The sequence below is a fragment of the Paenibacillus sp. NPDC101420 genome (assembly GCF_050277435.1).
Lineage (GTDB): Bacteria > Bacillota > Bacilli > Paenibacillales > Paenibacillaceae > Paenibacillus_AQ.
Genome location: NZ_JBNNSE010000002.1, coordinates 1358797 through 1380343, shown reverse-complemented (window position 1 = coordinate 1380343; position 21547 = coordinate 1358797). Strand labels below are relative to the sequence as shown.

28 protein-coding genes are annotated in these 21547 nt (G+C 43.8%); all 28 read right to left on the bottom strand.

Annotated elements, in window-relative coordinates; genetic code table 11:
• Nucleotides 1–11 precede the first annotated feature (11 nt).
• The 28 genes from ACQKMP_RS15290 to ACQKMP_RS15155 all read right to left on the bottom strand — a co-directional run bounded on the left by ACQKMP_RS15290 (nucleotide 12) and on the right by ACQKMP_RS15155 (nucleotide 21534).
• On the bottom strand, nucleotides 12–494 hold the full coding sequence (locus ACQKMP_RS15290; protein WP_427469719.1) for an XkdW family protein: 483 nt from the start codon (nucleotides 492–494) through the stop codon (nucleotides 12–14).
• A 16-nt stretch (nucleotides 495–510) separates the two neighbouring features.
• Nucleotides 511–2715 (bottom strand): hypothetical protein, encoded by a 2205-nt coding sequence (locus ACQKMP_RS15285; protein WP_427469717.1) that lies wholly within the window; start codon nucleotides 2713–2715, stop codon nucleotides 511–513.
• An 11-nt stretch (nucleotides 2716–2726) separates the two neighbouring features.
• On the bottom strand, nucleotides 2727–3335 hold the full coding sequence (locus ACQKMP_RS15280; RefSeq protein WP_427469715.1) for a putative phage tail protein: 609 nt from the start codon (nucleotides 3333–3335) through the stop codon (nucleotides 2727–2729).
• A gap of 3 nt (nucleotides 3336–3338) precedes the next feature.
• Nucleotides 3339–3677: a phage tail protein gene (locus ACQKMP_RS15275; RefSeq protein ID WP_340974580.1), complete on the bottom strand. Its 339-nt coding sequence runs from the start codon at nucleotides 3675–3677 to the stop codon at nucleotides 3339–3341.
• 11 nt (nucleotides 3678–3688) lie between these two features.
• Nucleotides 3689–4711, bottom strand: a complete 1023-nt coding sequence (locus tag ACQKMP_RS15270; RefSeq protein ID WP_427469713.1) for a DUF2793 domain-containing protein — start codon at nucleotides 4709–4711, stop codon at nucleotides 3689–3691.
• 1 nt (nucleotide 4712) lies between these two features.
• Nucleotides 4713–5126: a phosphoglucomutase gene (locus ACQKMP_RS15265; protein ID WP_427469711.1), complete on the bottom strand. Its 414-nt coding sequence runs from the start codon at nucleotides 5124–5126 to the stop codon at nucleotides 4713–4715.
• Between the two features lies 1 nt (nucleotide 5127).
• Entirely contained in the window at nucleotides 5128–6192 is a 1065-nt protein-coding gene (locus tag ACQKMP_RS15260; protein ID WP_427469709.1) for a baseplate J/gp47 family protein, read from the bottom strand.
• On the bottom strand, nucleotides 6179–6592 hold the full coding sequence (locus tag ACQKMP_RS15255) for a DUF2634 domain-containing protein (RefSeq protein ID WP_340974576.1): 414 nt from the start codon (nucleotides 6590–6592) through the stop codon (nucleotides 6179–6181). The genes ACQKMP_RS15260 and ACQKMP_RS15255 overlap by 14 nt, the downstream gene beginning before the upstream one ends.
• On the bottom strand, nucleotides 6589–6882 hold the full coding sequence (locus ACQKMP_RS15250; protein ID WP_340974575.1) for a DUF2577 domain-containing protein: 294 nt from the start codon (nucleotides 6880–6882) through the stop codon (nucleotides 6589–6591). The genes ACQKMP_RS15255 and ACQKMP_RS15250 overlap by 4 nt, the downstream gene beginning before the upstream one ends.
• A 2-nt stretch (nucleotides 6883–6884) precedes the next feature.
• Complete coding sequence (locus ACQKMP_RS15245; protein ID WP_427469707.1) at nucleotides 6885–7850, bottom strand: XkdQ/YqbQ family protein; 966 nt, start codon at nucleotides 7848–7850, stop codon at nucleotides 6885–6887.
• Nucleotides 7851–7854: 4 nt separating this feature from the next.
• Nucleotides 7855–8550, bottom strand: coding sequence for a LysM peptidoglycan-binding domain-containing protein (locus ACQKMP_RS15240; protein WP_427469705.1), 696 nt, complete (start codon nucleotides 8548–8550; stop codon nucleotides 7855–7857).
• Nucleotides 8550–11015, bottom strand: coding sequence for a hypothetical protein (locus ACQKMP_RS15235; RefSeq protein WP_427469703.1), 2466 nt, complete (start codon nucleotides 11013–11015; stop codon nucleotides 8550–8552). The genes ACQKMP_RS15240 and ACQKMP_RS15235 overlap by 1 nt, the downstream gene beginning before the upstream one ends.
• A gap of 68 nt (nucleotides 11016–11083) precedes the next feature.
• The gene (locus ACQKMP_RS15230; protein WP_427469701.1) at nucleotides 11084–11479 is read right to left on the bottom strand and encodes a hypothetical protein; all 396 of its coding nucleotides are present in this window, start codon (nucleotides 11477–11479) and stop codon (nucleotides 11084–11086) included.
• 238 nt (nucleotides 11480–11717) lie between these two features.
• The gene (locus ACQKMP_RS15225; protein WP_427469699.1) at nucleotides 11718–12140 is read right to left on the bottom strand and encodes a phage tail assembly chaperone; all 423 of its coding nucleotides are present in this window, start codon (nucleotides 12138–12140) and stop codon (nucleotides 11718–11720) included.
• Between the two features lie 26 nt (nucleotides 12141–12166).
• Nucleotides 12167–12628 (bottom strand): phage tail tube protein, encoded by a 462-nt coding sequence (locus ACQKMP_RS15220; protein ID WP_427469697.1) that lies wholly within the window; start codon nucleotides 12626–12628, stop codon nucleotides 12167–12169.
• Nucleotides 12629–13945, bottom strand: a complete 1317-nt coding sequence (locus tag ACQKMP_RS15215) for a phage tail sheath family protein (RefSeq protein ID WP_427469695.1) — start codon at nucleotides 13943–13945, stop codon at nucleotides 12629–12631.
• A gap of 3 nt (nucleotides 13946–13948) precedes the next feature.
• Nucleotides 13949–14143 (bottom strand): hypothetical protein, encoded by a 195-nt coding sequence (locus ACQKMP_RS15210; protein WP_427469694.1) that lies wholly within the window; start codon nucleotides 14141–14143, stop codon nucleotides 13949–13951.
• Nucleotides 14140–14562 carry a phage tail terminator family protein gene (locus ACQKMP_RS15205; protein WP_340974565.1) on the bottom strand — a complete coding sequence of 141 codons (423 nt, stop codon included), beginning with the start codon at nucleotides 14560–14562 and terminating at the stop codon, nucleotides 14140–14142. The genes ACQKMP_RS15210 and ACQKMP_RS15205 overlap by 4 nt, the downstream gene beginning before the upstream one ends.
• A 2-nt stretch (nucleotides 14563–14564) precedes the next feature.
• Nucleotides 14565–14969 carry an HK97 gp10 family phage protein gene (locus ACQKMP_RS15200; protein ID WP_340974564.1) on the bottom strand — a complete coding sequence of 135 codons (405 nt, stop codon included), beginning with the start codon at nucleotides 14967–14969 and terminating at the stop codon, nucleotides 14565–14567.
• On the bottom strand, nucleotides 14966–15337 hold the full coding sequence (locus ACQKMP_RS15195; RefSeq protein ID WP_427469692.1) for an ABC transporter ATP-binding protein: 372 nt from the start codon (nucleotides 15335–15337) through the stop codon (nucleotides 14966–14968). The genes ACQKMP_RS15200 and ACQKMP_RS15195 overlap by 4 nt, the downstream gene beginning before the upstream one ends.
• Nucleotides 15338–15339: 2 nt before the next feature.
• Nucleotides 15340–15708: a phage head-tail connector protein gene (locus tag ACQKMP_RS15190; RefSeq protein ID WP_427469690.1), complete on the bottom strand. Its 369-nt coding sequence runs from the start codon at nucleotides 15706–15708 to the stop codon at nucleotides 15340–15342.
• Nucleotides 15692–15970 (bottom strand): hypothetical protein, encoded by a 279-nt coding sequence (locus ACQKMP_RS15185; RefSeq protein WP_427469688.1) that lies wholly within the window; start codon nucleotides 15968–15970, stop codon nucleotides 15692–15694. The genes ACQKMP_RS15190 and ACQKMP_RS15185 overlap by 17 nt, the downstream gene beginning before the upstream one ends.
• Before the next feature lie 19 nt (nucleotides 15971–15989).
• Nucleotides 15990–16982, bottom strand: coding sequence for a major capsid protein (locus ACQKMP_RS15180; RefSeq protein WP_427469687.1), 993 nt, complete (start codon nucleotides 16980–16982; stop codon nucleotides 15990–15992).
• Nucleotides 16983–17008: 26 nt separating this feature from the next.
• Nucleotides 17009–17365 carry a hypothetical protein gene (locus ACQKMP_RS15175; RefSeq protein ID WP_076303915.1) on the bottom strand — a complete coding sequence of 119 codons (357 nt, stop codon included), beginning with the start codon at nucleotides 17363–17365 and terminating at the stop codon, nucleotides 17009–17011.
• On the bottom strand, nucleotides 17362–17976 hold the full coding sequence (locus tag ACQKMP_RS15170) for a phage scaffolding protein (protein ID WP_427469686.1): 615 nt from the start codon (nucleotides 17974–17976) through the stop codon (nucleotides 17362–17364). The genes ACQKMP_RS15175 and ACQKMP_RS15170 overlap by 4 nt, the downstream gene beginning before the upstream one ends.
• A gap of 141 nt (nucleotides 17977–18117) precedes the next feature.
• Nucleotides 18118–18279 carry a hypothetical protein gene (locus ACQKMP_RS15165; protein WP_427469685.1) on the bottom strand — a complete coding sequence of 54 codons (162 nt, stop codon included), beginning with the start codon at nucleotides 18277–18279 and terminating at the stop codon, nucleotides 18118–18120.
• Complete coding sequence (locus tag ACQKMP_RS15160; RefSeq protein WP_427469684.1) at nucleotides 18236–20038, bottom strand: minor capsid protein; 1803 nt, start codon at nucleotides 20036–20038, stop codon at nucleotides 18236–18238. The genes ACQKMP_RS15165 and ACQKMP_RS15160 overlap by 44 nt, the downstream gene beginning before the upstream one ends.
• Nucleotides 20035–21534, bottom strand: coding sequence for a phage portal protein (locus ACQKMP_RS15155; protein ID WP_427469683.1), 1500 nt, complete (start codon nucleotides 21532–21534; stop codon nucleotides 20035–20037). The genes ACQKMP_RS15160 and ACQKMP_RS15155 overlap by 4 nt, the downstream gene beginning before the upstream one ends.
• Between the last annotated feature and the right edge of the window lie 13 nt (nucleotides 21535–21547).

Sequence of the window (21547 nt, the reverse complement as noted above, 5' to 3'; positions counted from 1 at the left end):
TACCAGTTCATTTACAACACACCTCCTTCCACGAGGCTCAGGAGTAAGGCTGCCTGGTCCTGTTCCGCTTGATCTTGCCTTGCCTGAGTCTGCACTAGCTCCAGTAATAAAGCAGCGTTATCGGCTCGGAGTTGCTCGGTCTCCGTCAGCTCTGGTGGTTTATTAGCCTCGGCTTCCAGATATGCCGCCCAAGCTCTTTGTAACTCTTCTTCTGTCGGCTGTGGTTTGTCTAGGTTCCAAACAGCGATAAACTGCCCACGCTCTACAATGTCATAATCCACACCCTCTACTAGCCGATTAAAGTCCACTACATAACGGTAGTGCACACCCTCTATATATTCGGTTTCCCCTTCTTCAAGTGGTCGGATCTCGTAGCGAGTCCGTCCGTCTACGCCTTCGCGTAATATGGGTTCAGCTCCATTGTCTTGGACAATGAAATCCCGCATTGGATCAGCCTTTGGGTATAGATACATAATTGCTTGCGCCTTATTCATTCTCATTCCCTCCTTTCTAGGACACTCTTGTTATTCTAAGATTTGTATAACTTCCGTCATTGGTTAAGTTTAAAGCCGCGCTTCCGAATTGTTGTACATAAAGTTCTATTGTGTCCCCTGCGTTTAAATCCGTTATCGTGAATCCACTGATAGAAAGGTCTTGGAATTTAACAGCGCCACCCCGCCCAATACACTGATCTTTTGAGCCGTTTTTATACACTATTACTTCTGCAATTGTACCGTCTGCGGCTCCTATAAATGTTAATAGTGTGTTAATTGCATACAGTCCGTTCTTTTTAGCTGTAAACTTGCTGTTGCTCCACTCATCCAGATAATCGAAATACTCATTACTATAATTAACTTTAGTGAAAACATTAGCAGGAATAGATTGCAGAGAACCACCACCACCTGTCGCTACCCCTGTACGCATACCAGTTGTATTATCTCCCCATGGGTTAAGTACGCCACTCGTAATAGTACCATTAAGCACAGCTTCTGGAGTCGTGCCGTTAGGCTGTGTGCCATATTTATTAATGGAACCGCTATGTGAGGAATATATACCAATAACATTTCCCGTACCTGTGTTAGTAATTGATGTAACTTCCCCGTTTTCCGTAAAAATACCCATATTACGGTTGGATATTGTGCAGTTTCTGATATCTGCTTTCTGTGCACTGATAGTAATACCCGGCTGAGATGCTGCACTAGCTATAACAATGCAATTGCGGATATCTATCATTCCACCATCATACACGTTAAAAGCAGCACCTATCGTAGAAGTAGCAGTAAATCCATTTACAACAATACGTTTACAACGCTCTGCCGTAAAGCCGATGATTGTCGCACTCGTCCCCAAGAATTCAACATGAGCGCTTCCTTCCTTTCCGCTTATTTTCACCGACTCTGAGTATGATCCGCTTGCAACATTAATCGTTACAACATGATTTAAGATTTGAGGAATCATGCTGATAGCCTTATTAATTGTTTTAAATGCTCCTGCTGCTGTATTAGCTAACCCCGTATTACTATCATTACCATCTGTACGGACATAGTAAGTGATATCTGCCGTGGTTTGTAGTGGAATAGATGATTCTCTCGGATCTCCTAAAATTAACCCACCCTGTTTCGCATCTGATAACAAAACGGCTGTTAGTGTATTGGCACTTAAACCAATTTTAGAGCCTTCTGTAGCTAAATAACCAATGCTGTTATTAGCGCCTTGTATGTTAGTTGCGAAAACATTAGAAGAGTTACGTGACCATATGGCCCCGCCTTTATTCGAATATATTCCGTTACTCACTATAACGTTGGACCCATAAGCACAAACGCCGTAAGTAGTTCCCCCACCACCGCTCAACGCGTAGCAATTACTTAACCATACCCAAGTACAAGCGATCACATCAAAAGCGTTATCTGTTGTCGCTGTTGACGTTATTCCAATCAAGGTTATCTGAGAAGAACAACCGACAACATTTACTCTTTGTACATTGGTAACTCCGCTCGCTAGTGTGCCCAAACTTGCTATTTCAATCGGGCCACTTCCACCAAAACCTTTTAGATCAATTGCTTCTGCATAGGTTCCAGCTGCAATTTTTATAGACCGTGAATGTTCACCAATCTTAGGCAACATTGATACAGCCTTGGCAATTGTTTTAAAAGCAGCCCCCGCCGTATTTGATAATCCGGTGTTATTATCATTTCCATCAGATCTAACGTAATAGGTAATACTAGCCGTTGTCTGCTTGACTCTTTCGTTTAATTGGCCTTGGATTGGTGCAGTTACACCATAGAGTTGATCTAGTGTAGCGTTATTTATCTTACCAGTACCGATCTTGAGCATGTTAATATATGCTTCATCATTGATGTCACTATCCATGATGGAACCAGCCGCATTTATCTTACTGAACTTAATTCCGGCATTAGCATTAACATCAGTATCTACAATTACTCCTGCTGCAATAGCTGTAACTCCATCACCGGTACTGGTAACGTCTCCGGTATGGTTTGGATGCGTGTAGTTATTCGCGCCTGTTGCAATACCCGCTAGCTTTGTTTTTTCAGCTGCGGTGTAATCGTTCGTAGATAATTGTTTGCCAGTAACTTTATCGACCTTTCCAGTAACGGCATTATCCAATATGTCCATATTCCCGTTCAGATCGGCAATATCAACGAGATCCGTTCCCTCTGGCTTCTTTAAGCCCAAATTCCCTGTAGTTTTCATTTGTCACTCTCCTATCCAAAAGTTCTTAAGTCGTTCCATGTACCAGTACCAGCAGTATTCCATGATATTGCTTTAAGCGAATCCCAGAAGGTATACGTATAAGCAAACTCATAAGCTAAGTGTGCTGGCTTAATCTCATCGATTATCTGAATTAGTCCAGCCATATTCGGAGGTATGCCTAGAATCCCAATAAATCTAATGATGAACCGGTATTCTCCAGGAACTTCTTCTACGGATACATCCCCGCCAGCAAAAGCCGATGCTGTTCGTTGAATCATTTCGGGTGTTGTTGTGCCAGTTCCCCGCCGTTTAGCCTTAATCATTTCTCTTCTACTGATGTAAGACTTTGATGGATCCGAACTTAATCCAAGCTCAGCCTCCCAACGTGCAAGGCTCCATGTTGCAGTTTCAACATAAGCCTGATCTAGCACGTCCTGTACACCTGTAGTTAAGCCATGTATTTCAATACCTAAAGATTCCTGCAGTTCTTCTATTTCTTGTATACCCCTGTAATAGGATGGTAAGTATTTCATAAGATCAACTCTATTTATCTCATCGCTGTCTTCTATTTCATCAGCCGAAAAAAGAAGAGTGCTGTATAAAGAATCTCCATAGCTCAACCATCACACCCCCTTTAATTGGTTCCACGTTAATGGACCCTTACCCATGTATTCGGAGTGTGTGTGTGATGATGGAGGATATGTTGATGGTTTCCCAGCTACACCAGACCAAGGGACAGCATCAGCGTTAGCAGCATAGTCAACTTTGCCATCGTTGTTCGTATCATAAATACTTTTAAGCATATCTCCTGAGCTTTGAGCAGCCACCAACAACACATTACCGGTTATTGTACCAATATATAACTTACTCGTATCAGTACAATAACCAAGCTCACCGACAGCTAGTGTTCCGATGGCACTTTCCAGGCCTCGTCGGATCTGGATCATTACATTTCTAGCCATTGCCTCGCCTCCTAGAACGTACCGCCATCAATCGTAGCCACCGTAAGTTTATTGCCATTAGCTGTATCGTATACAATGCTGGAACTATCAATATTAGCCTCGATCCCGGTCGCGTTAACAACAATGCCTTTACCTGGCTTAGCAGCTACCGTAGTAGAATCTACAACAATCCCGTTTCCAGCTCCTACCGTCAATGTAACTGTATCAGACTGACCGCCGCCAGTTAGACCGTTACCCGCTGTAATCGTCTGAAGAGCGCCGCCTGTCCGAACCCACGCCGTACCATTCCAGCTATAAATCTTCTGCTCATCGTCTACATAAGCAGTCCATCCTATAGCAGGGGTATAGTAAGCCCATGCCCCAGATTGAAATTCAGCAATTTGATTTGTCTTTCCCGCCCAAACCCCTGTCGCTGAGGCAGGAATGATGTAACGGTCGGCTTCAACCGGACTTGCAGGCGGAGTTAATAAATGCTGATCTTTAACTGATGCTTGCGGTTCAATGTTATGTTTCGCAAGTTCAATTTCATTCTTAATCTTCTGTGCTGACCACAAGTCTGTAATCGTAGTTCCGGAATCATTAATCACTCTGTGCTTGGTAGCATCATCGATGTGAGTCTTGATCTCAGCAGCAGTTTTAGTGTTCGTCCCATCTGACACCTTATTGATATGCCCTGCACTGACATCAGCCTTTAATATCTTTGCATAATTAGCACCATCCGCTATATTATCAAGTGACCCCGTTAAATCGCTGAGTGCTTGAGCATTCACTCGCCTCCAAGCTGTCCCATCATCAAAGTAAAGATATCCGCTATTTGCCCCGCTCGTTACGTAAAACAGACGTCCAACCGATGCGGCCACCGGACGAGAAGCCTCTGCACCTGACAAAGCTCGCCCAACCATTGAGTTTGTTGTACCGTCTCCGATATATATTTCTTTAGTATCTGTACAAAAACCCATTTCGCCAACAAGCAATGCACCATACGTGCTAAGTTGAGCTTTAGTACCACGTTTTATTTGTATCGTCTGTGCCATCTTATACCCCTCTCGTAAATGATCCGCCGTCTATCAGACCACTCGATTTATACCGCTCTACCTCTGTCTGTGTGGCTGTTACAGACTTTTGTAGCACATTAATATCATCAGCCTCTACCGTGTCCCCTGGTGTTTCATAGGTTACGTAAACTTCAGCAGCTCCACTAAATATCTTAATTAACCTACGCCATGGTGTATCACTTGGAATAGTTAAAGTCCAGTTTGTTAATTTATCACCAGTTAATTTACTACCGCTATAGACTTGAATAGTTGAGTTATTGATATTATCGTGATTCAATAAACCCTCATAAACGCCTGCAACAGGTGCTATCCGTTCTTCAATAACATAGTTGTTTCCAGTTGGATTTTTGTTCAGCTTCTCTTGAAAAACATCTATTTTATTCGGGTAGGCCATGTTACACCCCCAATTCCACAGTACCGATCACTGGCACCTCTTCTTCGGAAAGAACAATGTTCCCAGCAACTCCATTGAGTAGCAATCCAACATAATCAATAACCCCATCAGTGCCTAAAAGGAGCGATCCAATTACGGCTTGACTAACATAAGTAGATACAAAAGACGCTGACTTACGCCAAGCTTCCAATCGCTCCAAAAAGGTATTCTTCACACCCTGCAAGCTATAACCAGGTGCTAAGGTTACCTTAGCTGATATATTAATAGTCTTGCCGATTGCTGATGTAACTGTTACGACTGCACCTATTGGAGCTTGTCCTTCGCCTTTCCCTGCGACTGGATCGATGTAGTCTTGTACTTGATTAACAAGAACGCTTGATGCCGGAGAACCTTCTGTATTTACAATGACGACTTTTACGGTTTTCGGACCTGACCATAATGGAAATACGCGAGCTCCGCCCACTCCGGAAACTTCAAGAGACCATTCAATGTAATGATATTTATTTCCACTGGTCGCTGGACGTCTGGCAGAATCAAGGTACCGCTGTCGTAATGCATTGTCAGTCTCTCTATCAGTACCGGGAACAAGTAACTCTTTCAATTCAGCTCTTGCTAGATTGTTAATAAAATCGATAGGGATTAAGACACCGAAATGCTGATTTCCCGCAATTCCATCAACCTCTGCCTCAAGGCGGTACTCTCCTAAGGAGAGCCGAGAAACCACCTTATAATTGTTTGAACCAATCGCGAAGCGACTACCAATTGGAACATCCATTAAGGTGTTGGTCGCATTATAAAACAGCCCCCGGAGTTGAGCCTTAGTTGCCTTCTTGCGGGTCACACCAGACCAAGCAATCGACCGATCCAGATAATCGCCACTAGCGGTATCGGCAAATATTAAATTCGCGTTAATATCCAACTCAACATACATCTGAGCCAACTCCATTGCCGCCGGAGCCATAGCATCATAAATAATACTGCCCTCTCGCTTATCCAGCTCATCGGGTATTCGATCTAGCATCCGCTCTAAGATCGTTTCAAACGTTTGGTTCTCATACACCACCATTCACCTCCAATCGGTCTGTATAGTTTCCGTAGTCGCTCTCCACATCAAATAAGACAAGTGCAGTATCACCATCATAGGTAAATCTAAAGTTGGTCACGGAAACGATACGATCATCTTGCAGAAGCGCCTCCCTAGCCCAGCGTTCTAATTCTGTTTCAAAAACTGCTCTCCCACGCACTACACCTACATCCGCCTCACTACCGTAATTGTCGCTGTAAATTAGATTTTCAAACCGGGTTGTGGAGAGGATTTTAATAGCTGCCTGTTTTACAGCATCCAATCCGTCCACTACCACGGATCCTATACGTCCGTTTACAAGGTCTAATTTGTAGGTGAGGCTTGGTTGTGGCGTATCCTCCATGTCCTCATTTAGCAGTACATTATCGCTCTGTGGTATCAATTACTCACCACCCTATCCATGATTACGTAATGCTGACCGCCCTGCATACGGATAAGAAGCAGTTTATCTCCAGCGGCAAGGGCTTTCCGGATTACAACTTCCTGAGTGCCTACAGTCGCCTTTAGCTCAGTTAATGATTCCGGCACAATTAAAAAATCCTCTGGAAGAGATAGCCGGTTATCGACTAGCACTTCAAGAGGATTTATCTTTGTTACGGATCCTAATTGCACTATGACGGGACCTTGAGCATTGACAGCGCCTAAGGCAGCTTGTTTTATCGCTTCAATCATGTTTACACCAACCTCAACTCTAGGTCCATGGTATGCACGCCACCTTCTTTCTTGTGAGTACATTCATCGACCAAGAAGAATTTATTTATGTTCATCGCCTTGATATATAAATTGACGTAACATCCTGCGCGCATCCGATAATCGCCAAGAGCCTCTATACTAAGCGTTCTCTTTTCTCGATTTTTCATAAATAATTGCTGTTCCAATTGCTCTTTAATCTGAGCCTGATTCAATTTTTCATCCACCGATTCGTAGAGTTGTAGTAACCCCCACTTAGCAATACTGGCGCTATCCTTGGTAACGTAAGTTTCCCGCTTACCCGTTTCCTTGTTATCCCGATACAAGACGATTTGATTATAGGTTTCATCATCAATGTTGCGGCTGTAGGAGTAATCAGTCATAAGTGAATCATCACCCACAACAAAAGGAAAGCGCATATTAGAAACATTACGTATCGTCAAGCTCCCAAAATCGTCGAAGAATACGAAGTTGGTCCCGTAATTAATCAGCGTTTCATCTAACGCCATGCAGATCATATCAATAAACGTTTTATCGTCACGGATTTGGGAAGGTATAATGTATCTAGTATCTTCCAGCTTTCCAGTCTTTAGCTGCATGTCCTGTGCGATCTTTTGAACTACCTGAGTCGCAGTCTGTTTGCTGAAAACATAAGTTCCGCTATTCATCAGATAACGAACTTGATCATAGGCCAAAATTGTTATTTCTTCAGCCGTACCCGTTTCAATACTGAAGATATATCCATAGAAGACCTTATGTCCTTCATCTGTGTACCGAACCACATCGCCATTGTTCAACTGGAATTTTTTATCTTGCCATGGTCCATCGTCTACAAGAGTGAATTCTAGGGACGCTGCCTTGCCTATGCGGATCGTCTTCCAAGATATATCAGTAACGATGCTGGATACATCCCAGACGGCTCCATTTTTATTATCGATCAATAATTCCACTTAATCACCCCGGGAGCTTCAGGACGGAACCGATCTTGAGCGTCTTCAGCTGCGCGTCCGTTAAGCCGTTTAACTTCTGAATCTCTTTCCACCGGCTGCCGTCACCGAGTTCTCTTTTAGCAATCTTCATCAGAGTGTCCTCGGATTTGACAGTAACTGTTTTCGACTTTGTACGTTCATCTGCGCGTTTCGCTGGCTCTTTCTTTGTTGTAGTGGTTGTACCGGCTGCTGTCTCGGTTGTCTTCAGCTTCACTTTTTTAGCAGCGTAAAAAACATACTCCTTCAAGCTGATATCATATTCAAAATCACCTGGGGATCCAGCAACCTCTTTATAATTGAATTCCTCAATACTGGCCGCAATGTTGATTTTTAGACCCGTTGACGTAAAAATAAACCGGATAGGCTTCCTCTTGTTCATCCAGGTTTCAATCAATTGGATGTAGTCCGCAGGTTGCCCCCAGTTTTTTGATGATACATAGCTTGGTACGGTACCACCTACAGCGATAGCCGGGAAAAAGCTGCTGAAGCTGATCTCTTTCAACTTAGCTGCCTTGATCACGTTTATTTCACCGAGATCAGTTATATTGTAGGTCTCACCATCCCCTTCTCCGCCGATCTCAATTTCTTCCGGCAGGACAGGGATCTCAAACCATATCGCACGATTGTTAAAACTCAATTCGATACTATAGCCGTTGTTCATTAGGAGTATACCCCCTTGGCTGTACTGGCCACTTCTTCAGTAAGCATGGTGCCGATCTTTTTAACGATAGAATCGACATTAGCCTCATTGGTTACTGGTCCTGTCTTCACCTGAATTGTAGGTGTCAGCGTCACAAAGTTTTGAATGTTCTTCATTTCGGCGACATCACGCATAACCTTGAGATCCTCTTTGCTGATATCAATTGGCTTTTCCACTTTGCCGAGTTTATCCACTTTTTTGAGCTTATTCTTTTTATCATTGTCAGTCGCTGAACCATTTCCCGCACCGGTGTGTGTGGAATCCCATTTAGAGAAATCATACCCTTCTGCAGCTTCTTTATTTTTATTCTGCTTGGCTAATTCCTCTGCTTCTTTTGCCATTTGATCTTTGGCTCGTTTATCCGCTCTATCCTCAAGCATTTTCTGTACTTTAGCTTCTCGTGCAGCAGCCGCTTTGGAGGCATTATTCTCAGCAGCTGTTATATTCGCTGCCCTTTGTTGGCGAGCCGCTTCTTCTTCAGCGGCAGCTCCCGTTGCAAATTCAACGTGCCCAATTGCTTTTATGCTTACAAACTTTAATCCGTTGAGTTTTTCGATAAGTCCATTCAACCTATCTATTGCTCCGTTTGCTAAATCTTCCATTAACTTAAGAGATTCAACTTTCGCATATCCGAATGCATCAGCTATTCCGTATCCAACCTTCATGAAGAAGATAGGAACCTGGTCGAAGAAATTAAGAATTGCATTCCATGCCCTCATCATACCTGCAGCAAATTGGTCGTTAGTCTTCCATAAATTTATCAACCATTTAACAAGTAAATAAAGAGCTGCCACCACAGCAATAATAATAACAATAACCCATGTAAGAGGATTTGCTAATATCGCAGCATTCAAACCAACCTGGGCACCAGTGGCAGTCGTTGTTGCAGCCGCCTGTGCTAGCGTCGCACCTGTCGCAAACGCCGCTCGTGCTGCAGCAATTGCCTGCAATCCGTTTTGAATACCCATAACAATATTGGCACCAATAATCGCTGATTTCCATGTAACAAATGCTGCTGCAAGACCGATTATAATTGGTTCAATAGTTGTCCAATTATTTGAAAAGAAATTATAGACATCCTTAATAACACCTAGCAAGGAAATAACATGAGTTACTACCCAATCCAGTCCCGTTCTCAAACCCTCGAAAAAAGGTTGAAAATCTCCATTTTTAAACGCTGTATTAACCATTGTTATGAGTGGCAGTAGGGACTCCATAGCAGCTCCACCGGCGTCAGCCAATTCTGATCTTACATTGTTGCCTAACGTCTCCAATTGTTTCGCTGGCGAAGCCATCATGGTATCAAAGGCTGCTTGCCCCATCTTTTGCTTTTCAAGCAATTTATCAAAGGCTTTAATAAAACCATCCATGTTCCCCGATTTACCCAAGTCATCAATCTTAAATGCCCGTATATCACTTTTAGACATGTTAAAGCGTTCTGCCAGAGACACAATATCACCGGACATTGCCTCTTTGAGAGCGAAAGCCGCTCCTTCGATGCCATTGCCTGCTGAATCAAAAGCATTGAGCCGTTGAGCTAGGTTATTAAGTTCGCTTAATTGATCCGTATTTTGAGTGGTAGAGAAAAAGGACAGCGTACTTTGTAGCGATTTAGTAACATCCTGACCAGCTGCAAGCGCTTCGGCTTTGAACTTATCAAACATTGCCTTCCCAATCTCAGCATCTCCGGTACGCGCCTTGAACATATCTTCCATTTTCTGTTGCTCCATTGCCCCTCCAACTGTCTTTTCGAAGAGTGCTTTAGCACTAGCCAGAGACAGGTAGGCAGCTACCAAACCTTTAATGTTACTTAGCCAAGCTGAACTACTTTTACCAGCTTCTCGCACTCTACCATTAACCCTAGATTGCAAGTCCGCTATTTGACGTTCAAGTCTAGCTATACGTTCAAGCGCTTGACGTAGTTCATCAGCGTCAGAACTACGTGTACGAAGTTGACGTGTAACACTTATAAGTTGCAGAACTAGCCTTTGTAAGTTAACAAACATCGCTTCAAGTGAGCGTGGGAGCTCAATCCTGATGCGTGCTTGAATATTACCGAGCTCCGAATCAATCTGTCTTCTGATGGCAGCAATCTCAGTGGTGATATCTGCTGAATTAAGACGAATTTTTAGAATAGATTCTTCTCCGCCTAACTGCTGACGTATAGTTGTTAGTCTCTGCAGAATCTCACTAGAGTTAATACTGATTCTGATTAGGCTACCAGATCCCAAAGCAGCTATTTGCTGTTTAATAATATCCAAATTATGAATAACATCGAAAGCACTAATCCTTAATGTAATTGGATTTTGTACTTGTGCTTGCAAACGAGCCATAAGTTGCAACGTAGACGCAAGTACAGTATTCACCTGTGATAACCGTTGGCTGAAAGCATCGTTCAGAGCTAAACTGGCGGCAATACCATTCATACGAGCTCTCCTTTCTAAGGAAATAAAAAAGCACCCCTTTTAGGAGTGCCTTCCGATGATTTAAAAATTTATAATTCAACTACGTTGGAGTTCTTTGCTCTTAATGTCAACTCATCTGCAATTTTTTGAGCCTCTTTGATGTCTATTGATTTGCCCGTAGCAATATCTATTTTAAACGTAACAGAATTCAATTGTCCTGATTTATTGGTATAACTAATTAATAGATAGGATGACATCGAAATACCACCGTTTGGCGCTGGAGTTTTCTCTGTTTTAAATTGAGCCCCTTTTATTTGCAAGACATCAATTAAAAAATTCGTCCCTCCACCTTCAATATTTAATTGAGTAGAGTTCAGTTCAACCTTGCAAAGATTTCTTTCCGGTAAAGGTAGCCCATCTACGTGATATAAATTTGCTGTTATAGACTGAATCTTTTTTGAATCACTTTTCTTAAAAAAGCCCATTTCATCACTTCCCCTAGAACATTTTCCTATATTCTACCATAGTAATTGTGAGGTTGTGATCATTTTTTGCGAGCCTTGGACTTAGCTGCATCCCTTTTCTCTTTATCGATTCGGACCAAGATCATAGCATAGATCGCGGATCTATCTGGTTTGGACAGTGCCATTAACTCGTGTGGCATGATATGAAGTTCGTGGAGGGCGTAGTAAGCTAAGTTAGCCTCACTATCACCCTCCTCGATTAGTTTTTTACATCTTCAACCAGTTCATTGATATCCTGATCAAAGCCGTTCAAGGATTGGACCTGATCAGTTAACTTGGTAAACTCGCCTGGAAGTAACATCTTGCGCACCAGGGCCTCAGCACCTTTTACCCCGTATGTCTCTTGTAAAGCTGCGTCCTTCAGGTTAGGGTAAACAACAGTTGCTGTAACCAATTTAGCAACATACTCATTCGGATCAGTCTCAGAAGTATATTGTCCATACTTAGCCTTTGTACGTTTAGTTGCTGCCTTTCGAATCTCTTGATTCTCCGCCTCAGTGATACTACGTAGCTTCCAAGGAATAGCCTTTCCATCTTTATCTTTAAATCTAGGAGAGACCACGAAATCCTCTGTAGTCTCCACCGCTGCGTTTTGTGCGTAGAATGCTGAAAAATCGCTCATATTATTAATTCCTCCTGAATTTTATTTTAATTGGCTGGTGGGTTAAATGATTGACCCATATCAATATCCTCAAAGGTAAAATCAATATCCTCTTCTAGTGCATCGGACTCTGTATCCAGTGATACCATAACTACACTATCCAAGTTTACACCTAGTAGAGTAATTGTTTGAGACCCAATGGTAGATCCCGGATCTTCATTAGTTACCGTAATATCAAAGTTGGTATCTCTACCCGTTTTGATATAATCGATCATCAACTGGCGGAACCGACTTGTTACATAATAAATCGTCATGCTGCCGGTACCCGACCATCCAGTAGTTTTATGCTGAGTACCACGGCGACCTAATGTTTTAACTTCAGCCTTTTCCTTCTCTACGGAAGCTTCCAGCGTTTTGATATAAAACATTTCCTCAACCTGGCCGTTAATTGTGGCGTAAGCCCGCCCCTCTTGTCCGCTAATCGTGTCATTTGCTTTTAAGAACGACATCTATCTCACCTGCACTTTCATATATACTTTTTCGATACTGTCTACTGGCTGGATATTAGCTTCAACGTAGATTGCATCTGAGTCAACACCAGGAAGTACCGTGATATCCGTCTGGGCATCAAAGTTTTGAATAGCAGAAATGCCCTGCAAACTATCCAGATAGATTACAGCCTCTTTACGAAACAAAACTCGGCCATCGACATTGTTTGATACCTTACCGATGTAAAATGATTCAAAGATACGCTTCAAATCATTGGCAATACCATCCAGCACACGAAGCACACGGTTTTTTTGAAGTTGTTTCCCCTTCTTTGGAGTATAAGAGAGGAAAGTATTAATATCCTGCTCCACCACGGCCCGATTAACGGAAGGTGTAAAGACAAATTCCCCAGCTTTTAACGCTGCCTCAATTTGTGTGCTCGTATACCTTGGTGCCACATCTACAGCATCGTCGTATGCCGAATAAGTCAGAGACTCATTCATTTCTGCACCAGCCGTCGCTCCAGCAACCCATGCTGTCGCTTGTGCTGCTGTTAATGTTGTCCCATCGGAGAGAACCACACCATTCTTAACGCTGATTACACCTTCGAAATCGGCAACAGGGTAGTTTTCAAGTACAGCCTGTACCTTTTTACCTTCCGACTCTCTTAAACGCCGTACAAAGGCAGCATATACCGCTTTGAGTGCGTTGTCCGTGGATGTGAGTGCAACTGTCTGGAAATCGTACAGCTCTAGTGCAGCTAAATAAGCAGTATGATCAGCATTAGTCACAGTACCATTAGCACCGCCCACTAGAGGAGCACCTGCGCTTGCTGTTAAAGCACCAGTTCCACCCCAGACAATCCAATCATTAGCTTTGAGTCCAGCGATGTTAGCGACCACCTGAGTATCCACCACTGCGTTATCCAGCAACGTTTTCACATCGAATTTGCTACTGTCATCAATGTTGGTTTGTACTACAACCTTCAGCGAGTTCCCACGAGTACCACCGTATTTTGCTGTGGGCACCAAAGCGCCTATTGTTACCGTTGCCTTAACACCTTCATCAAGCTTATAGAGCAACACTGTCCGAGCTCTTTTAAACGCCTCACGCACCAGCAATAATTCCGGGGCTGTAATGTCATAGCCGAGCGTTTTGAATGTATCCTCACCAGCTACAATCGGTGTGATGACCTTAGCCGCTCCCCATGGGAGTGTTAGCGCTAAAGAGGTTATTCCCCTGCTGCCGACTGTACCCAATGCACCGCCATTCGTTTCCACGTTGATATATACACCAGGTCTTACTTTATTTTGAGTGGTCCATGTTCCACCGGCCATAATCTATTCAACCTCCTTGTTCTTAAATTCTTCGATGGCCTGCTGTGCCTCGGACGCCGTATACAACTTTTCCGGCTCCAGCAGCGCCGACAGGACATCTTTATCCTGGTATGAGTATTTGGTAGAGTTCAAGAACTGCTCCTTTGTATACGAAGCCTCAGGAGCTTCAATAGCTTCCTTTTCATTTTTCACACTCACTTAATACCGCCCCCTTGCTTCATAGTCTGCATTTTAATTTCCGGTGCTTTGTCTCGGATCAGGTGTACATTGTACTCAACGAAGAAATGCAACACTCCATCTACAATTTCATGACGCATCCCAGTCCCTCGGTAAATACCACTATGTCCCGTTAGGTACTCCAGTTCTGAGTAAAACTTTTCAGCTACTAATTCACACTCTTCGCGGAGAGCAGCCGATTTACGTTGTGGGAAGTAATGGACATCGAAGGGATTAAAACGCTGGTAGCGTCGGTTAACCCCTCTGACCTGGCTACTTTCCAATAACAGCACAAAAAAGCACGGCTGCTTCATGCCCTGCTCTACTGCTTCGTCATAAACCGGATACTCCGGAGTAAATAACGATAGCTTTTTTATGAGTGCGTTTTTGATATCCTGCATACTCACCGCCCCAAGTGTTTCTCCATGTATTTCTTAAGCTTCCTCTCCATGATCCCCGGCAACTCTCTCTCAAGTTCCTGCTCGGATAGAGTCAGCATAAATTTACCGTTAACCCAACCGGTACGCAGTCTGGTAACATGGCCGTACTCAACATAGAGTGCATACTCTACATTGTTGACAATCTCAACGTGTACACCGCCTCCTGGGAGCCGAACCACATCACCAATTTGCCAGCCCCGACGCAAGTCACCCGATTTTACCGGAGTTCTAGCTATAGTCTTAGCCAGTAACCGTCCTGCAAGCTCACGAATACACTCCTCCATAAATGCTGGAAATTCATTTTGCATCCTTTGAAGGTTCTTCTGAAGCTTTTTGACATCGGAGAAATCGAATTTACCCATACTCATGCGTTCAGGACCTCTTTTAGCTTAATCTCCTGATGAGTGGCATACCTGAATGCCTTACCCGCCTGCTCTCCTTTGAACTCCATGCCGTTCTGCTGAACCGTGATTCGACTTCCTGGCTTGATAGTCACATCAGGGGAGATAAACAGCTTAGCATCGTATTCCACCCTGTCTGACGTTACGGTCTGTGTCGCGCTTGGAAGAGTTGATTGAGAGAGTCCACACGGCTCGTCAGCAAACACAACGACAGGCTCCTGTCGTGTTTTACCGCTCACTGGATCTTTTACATCCTTCATTTCCGAAACAGTACACAAGCCTTCATAGGTGCTCTCCAGCGCTGCCCGTTCCGCAGCTACCATGCCAAATTGCATAGTTACCACCTCAATCTGCGGAACGCTTGCAACTGAGCCGCATAATTCCGCACGAAAGCTGCTCCAGATCCGACCGTAACCGTAGCCTTAGCGGATCCGAACGCTGTTGTAACATCCCCGCGCTTGATACTGGTTACAGCTGGTGTAGTCTGCTCAAACTCTGTCGGGTACTTCGTCCGGTAGTAATCCTCAGCTATATGCAGAACCACGTTATCTAAGGCTTCAGGAATAAAAGAAATGTTGCAATAGGTCTTTATCTCCTGAACAATGGTCTCCAGAGCAAACAGTAACCTTTGATCCTTGGAGGTATCCTCTATTGTGATTGAGAGCAAATGTTTTAGCTTAGGTAGATATTTAAGATACTCCTCCATCAGACTCACCAGCTTTCAGGATAGCTGCAAGAACGTCCTCCCTTTTGGTAGCCTCACCGAGATCAATGTTATGATCTTTAGCGTACACCTTGAGTGCAGGCAACTTCATCTCTTCCAAAGGAACAGATTCTTCAGGGACTTCCTCTCCGATAGCACTCAACTCTTGCAATCGTAAAGCCTGTTTATCATCTAATTCAATTTCCCCAGAAGCAACAATAACCCCGCCATGAAGGACGGGGGTCAGCACTTTATATCTAGTCATATTTATGATAGCTCCTCTCTTAGACCGACAGGCGGTAGATTTGGGATGGTTGTTTGATACCTACAAAAGCCGATTCCCCTACATAGATTTCATCTTGTGGCGGTGGACCAAGATCACTTTTTGTAACAACATAAATACCGGGCTCAAAGCCCTTTTCTACTGTAGGGCCGTGAACTGTGATAACTGGCTGCGCTCCTAGTAACGCCACAGTTCTCACAGGAAGCAAGCGAGATGCTGCTGCTCCTTCTAATGAGATTTGATCGTCATTGATCCGGATTTGAATTGTAGCGTCGGCCGCTTGAGCCAAAAGAGCCTCAACCTGTGAACGGTTTGGAATCATCGAACTATTTACTCCGAAGATAGCCCCTCTTATTTGCTCATTGAGTGTGATATCAAGCATTACGCTGCTGGACATATCAATATATACCGGCGCCAAGCCACCGTTTGCGTCTTTATATGCTTGTACAGCTGCCCGTAGATCATCTAATGGTGTAGAAGTCGCGCGATTACTCCATGCCGTTGCTGTTGGGACGATAGGAGATACTCCGAAACTAACATTAATCAGAACGTCATCCCCAGATTTATACACAATGCTTCCCCCATAAGTGGCTTGAGCACGCAACCATTCTTCAATATCTCTAACGCCTTCGATCAATCGGTCAGTTTGATCATAAACCTTTTGAATAGCGCGCTCCCTTTCAGCTTGCACCCGCGGATTCATAAATTTAAGCTGTTCACGCTCATCAATCCGTACACCGTGCTGGATCTTTGCTACTTCTTGAGTCAGTGTTTTGAATCCTTGCTTATCACGAAGTGGAGCTCCTGCATTCCATCCGGTAATAGAAGCCGATGGCACATACGTTTGTGTGAATACGTCATAATCGAACGACAGATCATATACCGTGTCGTGATCACTGATAGCATCAAGCAAGTATTTTTTTTGCAAAATCCGGTTCTCTACATATCCCATAAATTGAGGTTGTTTAAATTGATCCAGTGAAAGAATTCCCATTCTTTATTCACCCTTCCTTTTCTATTTTAGTAGTATCTATAACGACCGCCAGCAGCTGTCTTAAATGCTGCTGTAACCCCAGTGAGTTTACTTGCAACAACCAGCGCCTCAGCCCATGCCCCCACAATCACATTCACAGTAGTAGCTTCGCCCGTAAATACATCGTGGTTCGTCAGATATGGTGTACCTGTATCAGCATCTGCCCAAGGTTTAGCCAATCTGTTTGCCTGGATGCTAACTGCTGTACCAGCTGGAATCAATGTGTTTAGTGCGAATTTAGTGCCATCCAGAGTAATGCCCCCGACTTTTTCGATAGATCCTTTAACTGTATAGAGAATTTCCTTTTGTGATCCGTATTCCTTAACTCTTGGATTCAAATTCATTTTTTCTCACTCCCTTGGTTTCTTTGTTCTGCAATAGACTTCCCGGCGTTGTACCCTTCAGGCGTAGTACCAGCAGGTTTTGTTGCATCAAGCGGTGTTGTCCCTCTGAATGAGGGAGCCGGCTGTTGCTGCTGTGGATCGGCTTCCGGCTTGAACAGGTATGCATCAGTATTTTTTAAGCCTGTGAGTTGTTCATCCAAGCCGACCAAATTCCCATCATCACCAAATATCAGCCTGGTCTTGTCAATCAAACCAGTTACCACCTTCTCGTTATGCACCTTACCAGTGAGTACAGCAGTAATGGCATTGTCCAACTTGATCTGTTGCAGGTCGGCATCATATTTGTCCTTTGCCGTCTTGTTATCAGTCTTGAGCTGGTCAATCTGCTTCTTCAGATCATCTGACAGTCCAGCAGCTTTACTCAGATCCTCGATTTGCTTGTCCCGATCAGCGACATCCTTCTCAGCCTGCTGTTTAGCCGTAGAAACTTCGTTATACTGACTCTTCGGAACAAAGTGCTTCGGAATCTCTTTGCCAGCATCTGCAATAGCTCCGTCAATCTTGGATTCTTCAACACCCAACTTCTTCAATAACTCTTTCAGCCAATCCATATATCTACCTCCATAGATTTGTATAGCTGCTCTCCAGCTTAGGGAGTGAACCGATATGCTCCGGTTCATGAGCAAATAGGCCGCGGTAGTCTCAACCGTGGCCCAATATAAAAAGCACCCTCGCATATTGGAGAGTGCTTTTTATGATTGATCTTTTGTTTTATCCTTCAGGTGATCAGGCAACGGCGGAAGCTGCTGCATCAAATGATCAACAAAATCATCACCGGACTTACTGAAATCCGGACTTAAAGGTACGTCATCATATTCGCGGATCGGTTTTTGTTGCTGTGAAGTCTTCCTCATATACCCACCCCATTTCTTTTGCTAGCCTTAGCAGCACTTGGTAATCAAAGTACTCATCTTGTGCTGTTTTTGACATTGTAGCATACTTCTTATCCTTTTGTAATACAGCATTGATCTCCAAGAAAATGCTAGGGAGTACACTACGAAGTGCCACTCCATCAGCTGTTGATTTAGCCGCATTTACAAAGCTTATCCCCCCGTTATGCCCTGTAGCAACCACAGTATCGATTGAGAGGTAATCACCCAGATTCATAGAGTCTTTAACATTGACCCTCGTTCCTCGTGGATGGTTGTGTGTCAATATAACTGATCTAGGTGAAGCTTCTCGGAGTTTTTGGTCTACTTCCTTGCTGAATGTTACCTTATTGACGGAACCAGAAAGGCGAGCGATTTCTTTCCCAGTAGTTTTATCCAGCATCACAAGAATTTCTTTTGCTTCCTTGTATCCACTTCGTGCAACTTCGCGGTTCACATCTGCTACCTTTTCCAAGACATCATCTGACAGATTCGGCAAGTCTGCGAAGTAACTGGCACGCGGATTATATTTCCGGTTTACCACACCCCGTCGAGGTTCCTCTACTCCAGCTTCGAAATCATCCATAGTAGGTACGGACATCGATTGTTGCGTTATTGGAATATCCTTTGTTGGTCCACCTGGAATCTCGATAGTAGGCAATGGAGTTTCAGGTGTCTTCTTGGATGGCACCCCCACGGTAACCGCATCAGAGGCTTCAGGAACATATTTCTTTTCCCACTCTGGATAGGTTATGTCCTCTGGTACCTCGTAAGTCTTACCATCTTCGTCACGGGCTACCCTCTCTTTGATGTTGTCATCATAGTGCGGTATAGTCGTGGATCGGCAGTGACCATGCATAGGTGGATAATTAACATTAACCTGAGCATCTTCAATATCAAATACTTTACCATCTAGATCTCGGCAAGTAATGGATGTACGGCTGTCTAGTGTGGCAGTGTAGCGGTATTGTTCCACCCCAAGTTCTTTGTAGCCAGCTATGCGAGATTGGCCTGCGAAGTATGCTGATTCCGTCAGTATCAACCGCTCTGCATTCTTCCGTGACACATCAAAGCGCTCCATAAGTTGCTCTACCATTTGCTTAGATGTATCACCACGAATTAAACCCTGAGTAAAGATGTTACGAAGCGTTCCAGTCAGTTTGACGCGATCAGTCCATATACGTTGGGAAAAGCTGCTGCCATCCGGCGCCCAAGGTGCGGATAAGATAGCTTCCAATTGCCGCTTATCTACCTTAGAGAATGAGGCTCCTATACCTATACCCTTTTCAAGTTCAAAAATACTCCGATAGTAACCGTCCTTGTAGACGTTGCCTAGTAGCTCTGTTGTTCCTGCCAGACGCTTAGTGGATAATTCCTCGACATGTTGCTTCATCTGTAATTGAATGGATTCTAAGCGGGTAACGCGCACTTTTATGCTGGCATTCTCTAGTTCCTTCATCCATCGCTGATCTATGGCGTTTTCTTTACCGCGAGCAATGTAATCCTCAACGGTCCATTTGAATTCTTTGAGCTCGCCTGCTTTGAGAACTTGTTTAGCAGCGGATAAACTAACGATCCCGTTATTATCTGCGAACCGCTGATAGAAATTGTTAACGTCCGTCTGGATGGATATCTGAGCCTTGCGGTATTCCTTATTCATTGCCTTTGTGAATGGTACACCCTTATTTAGTAGTGACTCATTCAGTTGTTCCATACGTTTAGACCAATATACCTCTGACCTCATTGGTCACCAGCTCCAACCTCAACAGGGGGCTTATCATCGGTCAAACCTCCATACTCCTGAGCGCGATCCATAGCAGCCTTTTCTTCGGCTTCCTTACGCTTCAATTCCTCCCTGGTATCAGTCACCCATGGATGGTTAGCGAGTATGGTTTCATCTGAGACGATCCCTACGCTGTTCTTGGCATCAGTGATAACTTGAGATTCATTAATGACGATATCTCGGTTAAACAAGAAGTTAACTGTCTTTTCTGAGAAGTCATTCCCCGTGGTATTGAAGATATGTTTATCAACGAACCACAAAAGTTGCTCAAGTGCTGCTTGGAATTCGTTTTCGATATCGTTAGCGTCCATATCCAGATCAGCATAAAGAAATTTCAAGGCTTCACCACTTGGAGCCGTTGCGAAAGAATCAGACTGAGTATCTACACCGCGCCCAAACTCGTAGATATCGTTTCTAGTCATGTCCATGTGATTCTTATATGCTTCAGTGTCGATCTCAAGATTCAACGTATCCACACCACTGTTATCGTCAGCAGAAACCTTGACCGCTTTTAGTATTGAGAGGTTACGACGAAATTCGCCTAAATCAGATCCTTCATAGCCTCTGATTACATAAATGCTGTTTGGTAGATCCTCGAGATTATTACTATTATCTGATTTCTTCTGATCATACTCGTCAATCTGAGATTTTAATAATGAGATCAGCGGCATTTCATCCTCGTTATACTTGAAGCAAATGAACGGTATACGCTCCCAGTTAAGAGCTTGTGTCTGATTCGCAGAGTCGATTACATTAAAATGACTACTGAACTCACCTAACTCCACATCAGGTATGAGTTCGCTCGTAGTCGGCACAGCTAGAGTACCCTTACCGATCACATAACGGTTAACACCTTTAGAGTGCCAGAATTCAACCTTCTGGATAGTTGTTTTCTTTTTCCCTTCATAAGCTTCAACCTCATATACACGAATAAGAGCATCCAGCTCTGTATGAGCGGCGTCTTTCCATAGCGGTATGATTTCTTCAGATGGCAGCTTTTTAAACCGGAAATGACCCTCTTCGTCATAATAAACATGCAACCATGCGCGACCCTTTTTAATGCTCTCCTTCAACAGGCTTTTTAATAGTCGTTTAAATCCTTTATCAAAAATCCCTGTCAGCAGTTCATCATAAACTTTGTCCTTTGTCTGGATGCTCATTTCCTTACTCAGCAAATAACCAGCTTTCTGATCAACGAGCTTTCGCAAGAATCCATGAACGATCTTATTATTTGCAAGGTTAGTGGCTTCAATCATCGCCCCACCATCACCAATAGTCATCCGTTTACGCTCCAAGATGTCGCTTTTATTCCGGTAATACCGTTCTCCGATTATCATGTCTTTCCGCTCTTGAGAAGACATCCAGTCATAAATTTCCTGCTTAACGATCTCCTCGTCTGTCATAGCGGATGCCGCACCTTTTTCAATGATTCGGTTAATCTCTTCCGTTGTGCTCAATTAGTTTCCTCCT

What these genes read in the sequence shown, in the direction of transcription:
- ACQKMP_RS15205 (WP_340974565.1), bottom strand. Translation starts at nt 14,562, where the DNA reads ATGCAGGATATCAAAAACGCACTCATAAAAAAGCTATCGTTATTTACT.
- ACQKMP_RS15275 (WP_340974580.1), bottom strand. Translation starts at nt 3,677, where the DNA reads ATGGCTAGAAATGTAATGATCCAGATCCGACGAGGCCTGGAAAGTGCC.
- ACQKMP_RS15185 (WP_427469688.1), bottom strand. Translation starts at nt 15,970, where the DNA reads ATGACTAGATATAAAGTGCTGACCCCCGTCCTTCATGGCGGGGTTATT.
- ACQKMP_RS15160 (WP_427469684.1), bottom strand. Translation starts at nt 20,038, where the DNA reads ATGAGGTCAGAGGTATATTGGTCTAAACGTATGGAACAACTGAATGAG.
- ACQKMP_RS15270 (WP_427469713.1), bottom strand. Translation starts at nt 4,711, where the DNA reads ATGGCACAGACGATACAAATAAAACGTGGTACTAAAGCTCAACTTAGC.
- ACQKMP_RS15180 (WP_427469687.1), bottom strand. Translation starts at nt 16,982, where the DNA reads ATGGGAATTCTTTCACTGGATCAATTTAAACAACCTCAATTTATGGGA.
- ACQKMP_RS15240 (WP_427469705.1), bottom strand. Translation starts at nt 8,550, where the DNA reads ATGAACAACGGCTATAGTATCGAATTGAGTTTTAACAATCGTGCGATA.
- ACQKMP_RS15290 (WP_427469719.1), bottom strand. Translation starts at nt 494, where the DNA reads ATGAATAAGGCGCAAGCAATTATGTATCTATACCCAAAGGCTGATCCA.
- ACQKMP_RS15200 (WP_340974564.1), bottom strand. Translation starts at nt 14,969, where the DNA reads ATGAGTATGGGTAAATTCGATTTCTCCGATGTCAAAAAGCTTCAGAAG.
- ACQKMP_RS15250 (WP_340974575.1), bottom strand. Translation starts at nt 6,882, where the DNA reads ATGATTGAAGCGATAAAACAAGCTGCCTTAGGCGCTGTCAATGCTCAA.
- ACQKMP_RS15170 (WP_427469686.1), bottom strand. Translation starts at nt 17,976, where the DNA reads ATGGATTGGCTGAAAGAGTTATTGAAGAAGTTGGGTGTTGAAGAATCC.
- ACQKMP_RS15190 (WP_427469690.1), bottom strand. Translation starts at nt 15,708, where the DNA reads ATGGAGGAGTATCTTAAATATCTACCTAAGCTAAAACATTTGCTCTCA.
- ACQKMP_RS15285 (WP_427469717.1), bottom strand. Translation starts at nt 2,715, where the DNA reads ATGAAAACTACAGGGAATTTGGGCTTAAAGAAGCCAGAGGGAACGGAT.
- ACQKMP_RS15175 (WP_076303915.1), bottom strand. Translation starts at nt 17,365, where the DNA reads ATGAATTTGAATCCAAGAGTTAAGGAATACGGATCACAAAAGGAAATT.
- ACQKMP_RS15225 (WP_427469699.1), bottom strand. Translation starts at nt 12,140, where the DNA reads ATGAGCGATTTTTCAGCATTCTACGCACAAAACGCAGCGGTGGAGACT.
- ACQKMP_RS15220 (WP_427469697.1), bottom strand. Translation starts at nt 12,628, where the DNA reads ATGTCGTTCTTAAAAGCAAATGACACGATTAGCGGACAAGAGGGGCGG.
- ACQKMP_RS15235 (WP_427469703.1), bottom strand. Translation starts at nt 11,015, where the DNA reads ATGAATGGTATTGCCGCCAGTTTAGCTCTGAACGATGCTTTCAGCCAA.
- ACQKMP_RS15215 (WP_427469695.1), bottom strand. Translation starts at nt 13,945, where the DNA reads ATGGCCGGTGGAACATGGACCACTCAAAATAAAGTAAGACCTGGTGTA.
- ACQKMP_RS15265 (WP_427469711.1), bottom strand. Translation starts at nt 5,126, where the DNA reads ATGGCCTACCCGAATAAAATAGATGTTTTTCAAGAGAAGCTGAACAAA.
- ACQKMP_RS15230 (WP_427469701.1), bottom strand. Translation starts at nt 11,479, where the DNA reads ATGGGCTTTTTTAAGAAAAGTGATTCAAAAAAGATTCAGTCTATAACA.
- ACQKMP_RS15260 (WP_427469709.1), bottom strand. Translation starts at nt 6,192, where the DNA reads ATGGTGGTGTATGAGAACCAAACGTTTGAAACGATCTTAGAGCGGATG.
- ACQKMP_RS15195 (WP_427469692.1), bottom strand. Translation starts at nt 15,337, where the DNA reads ATGCAATTTGGCATGGTAGCTGCGGAACGGGCAGCGCTGGAGAGCACC.
- ACQKMP_RS15165 (WP_427469685.1), bottom strand. Translation starts at nt 18,279, where the DNA reads ATGAGGAAGACTTCACAGCAACAAAAACCGATCCGCGAATATGATGAC.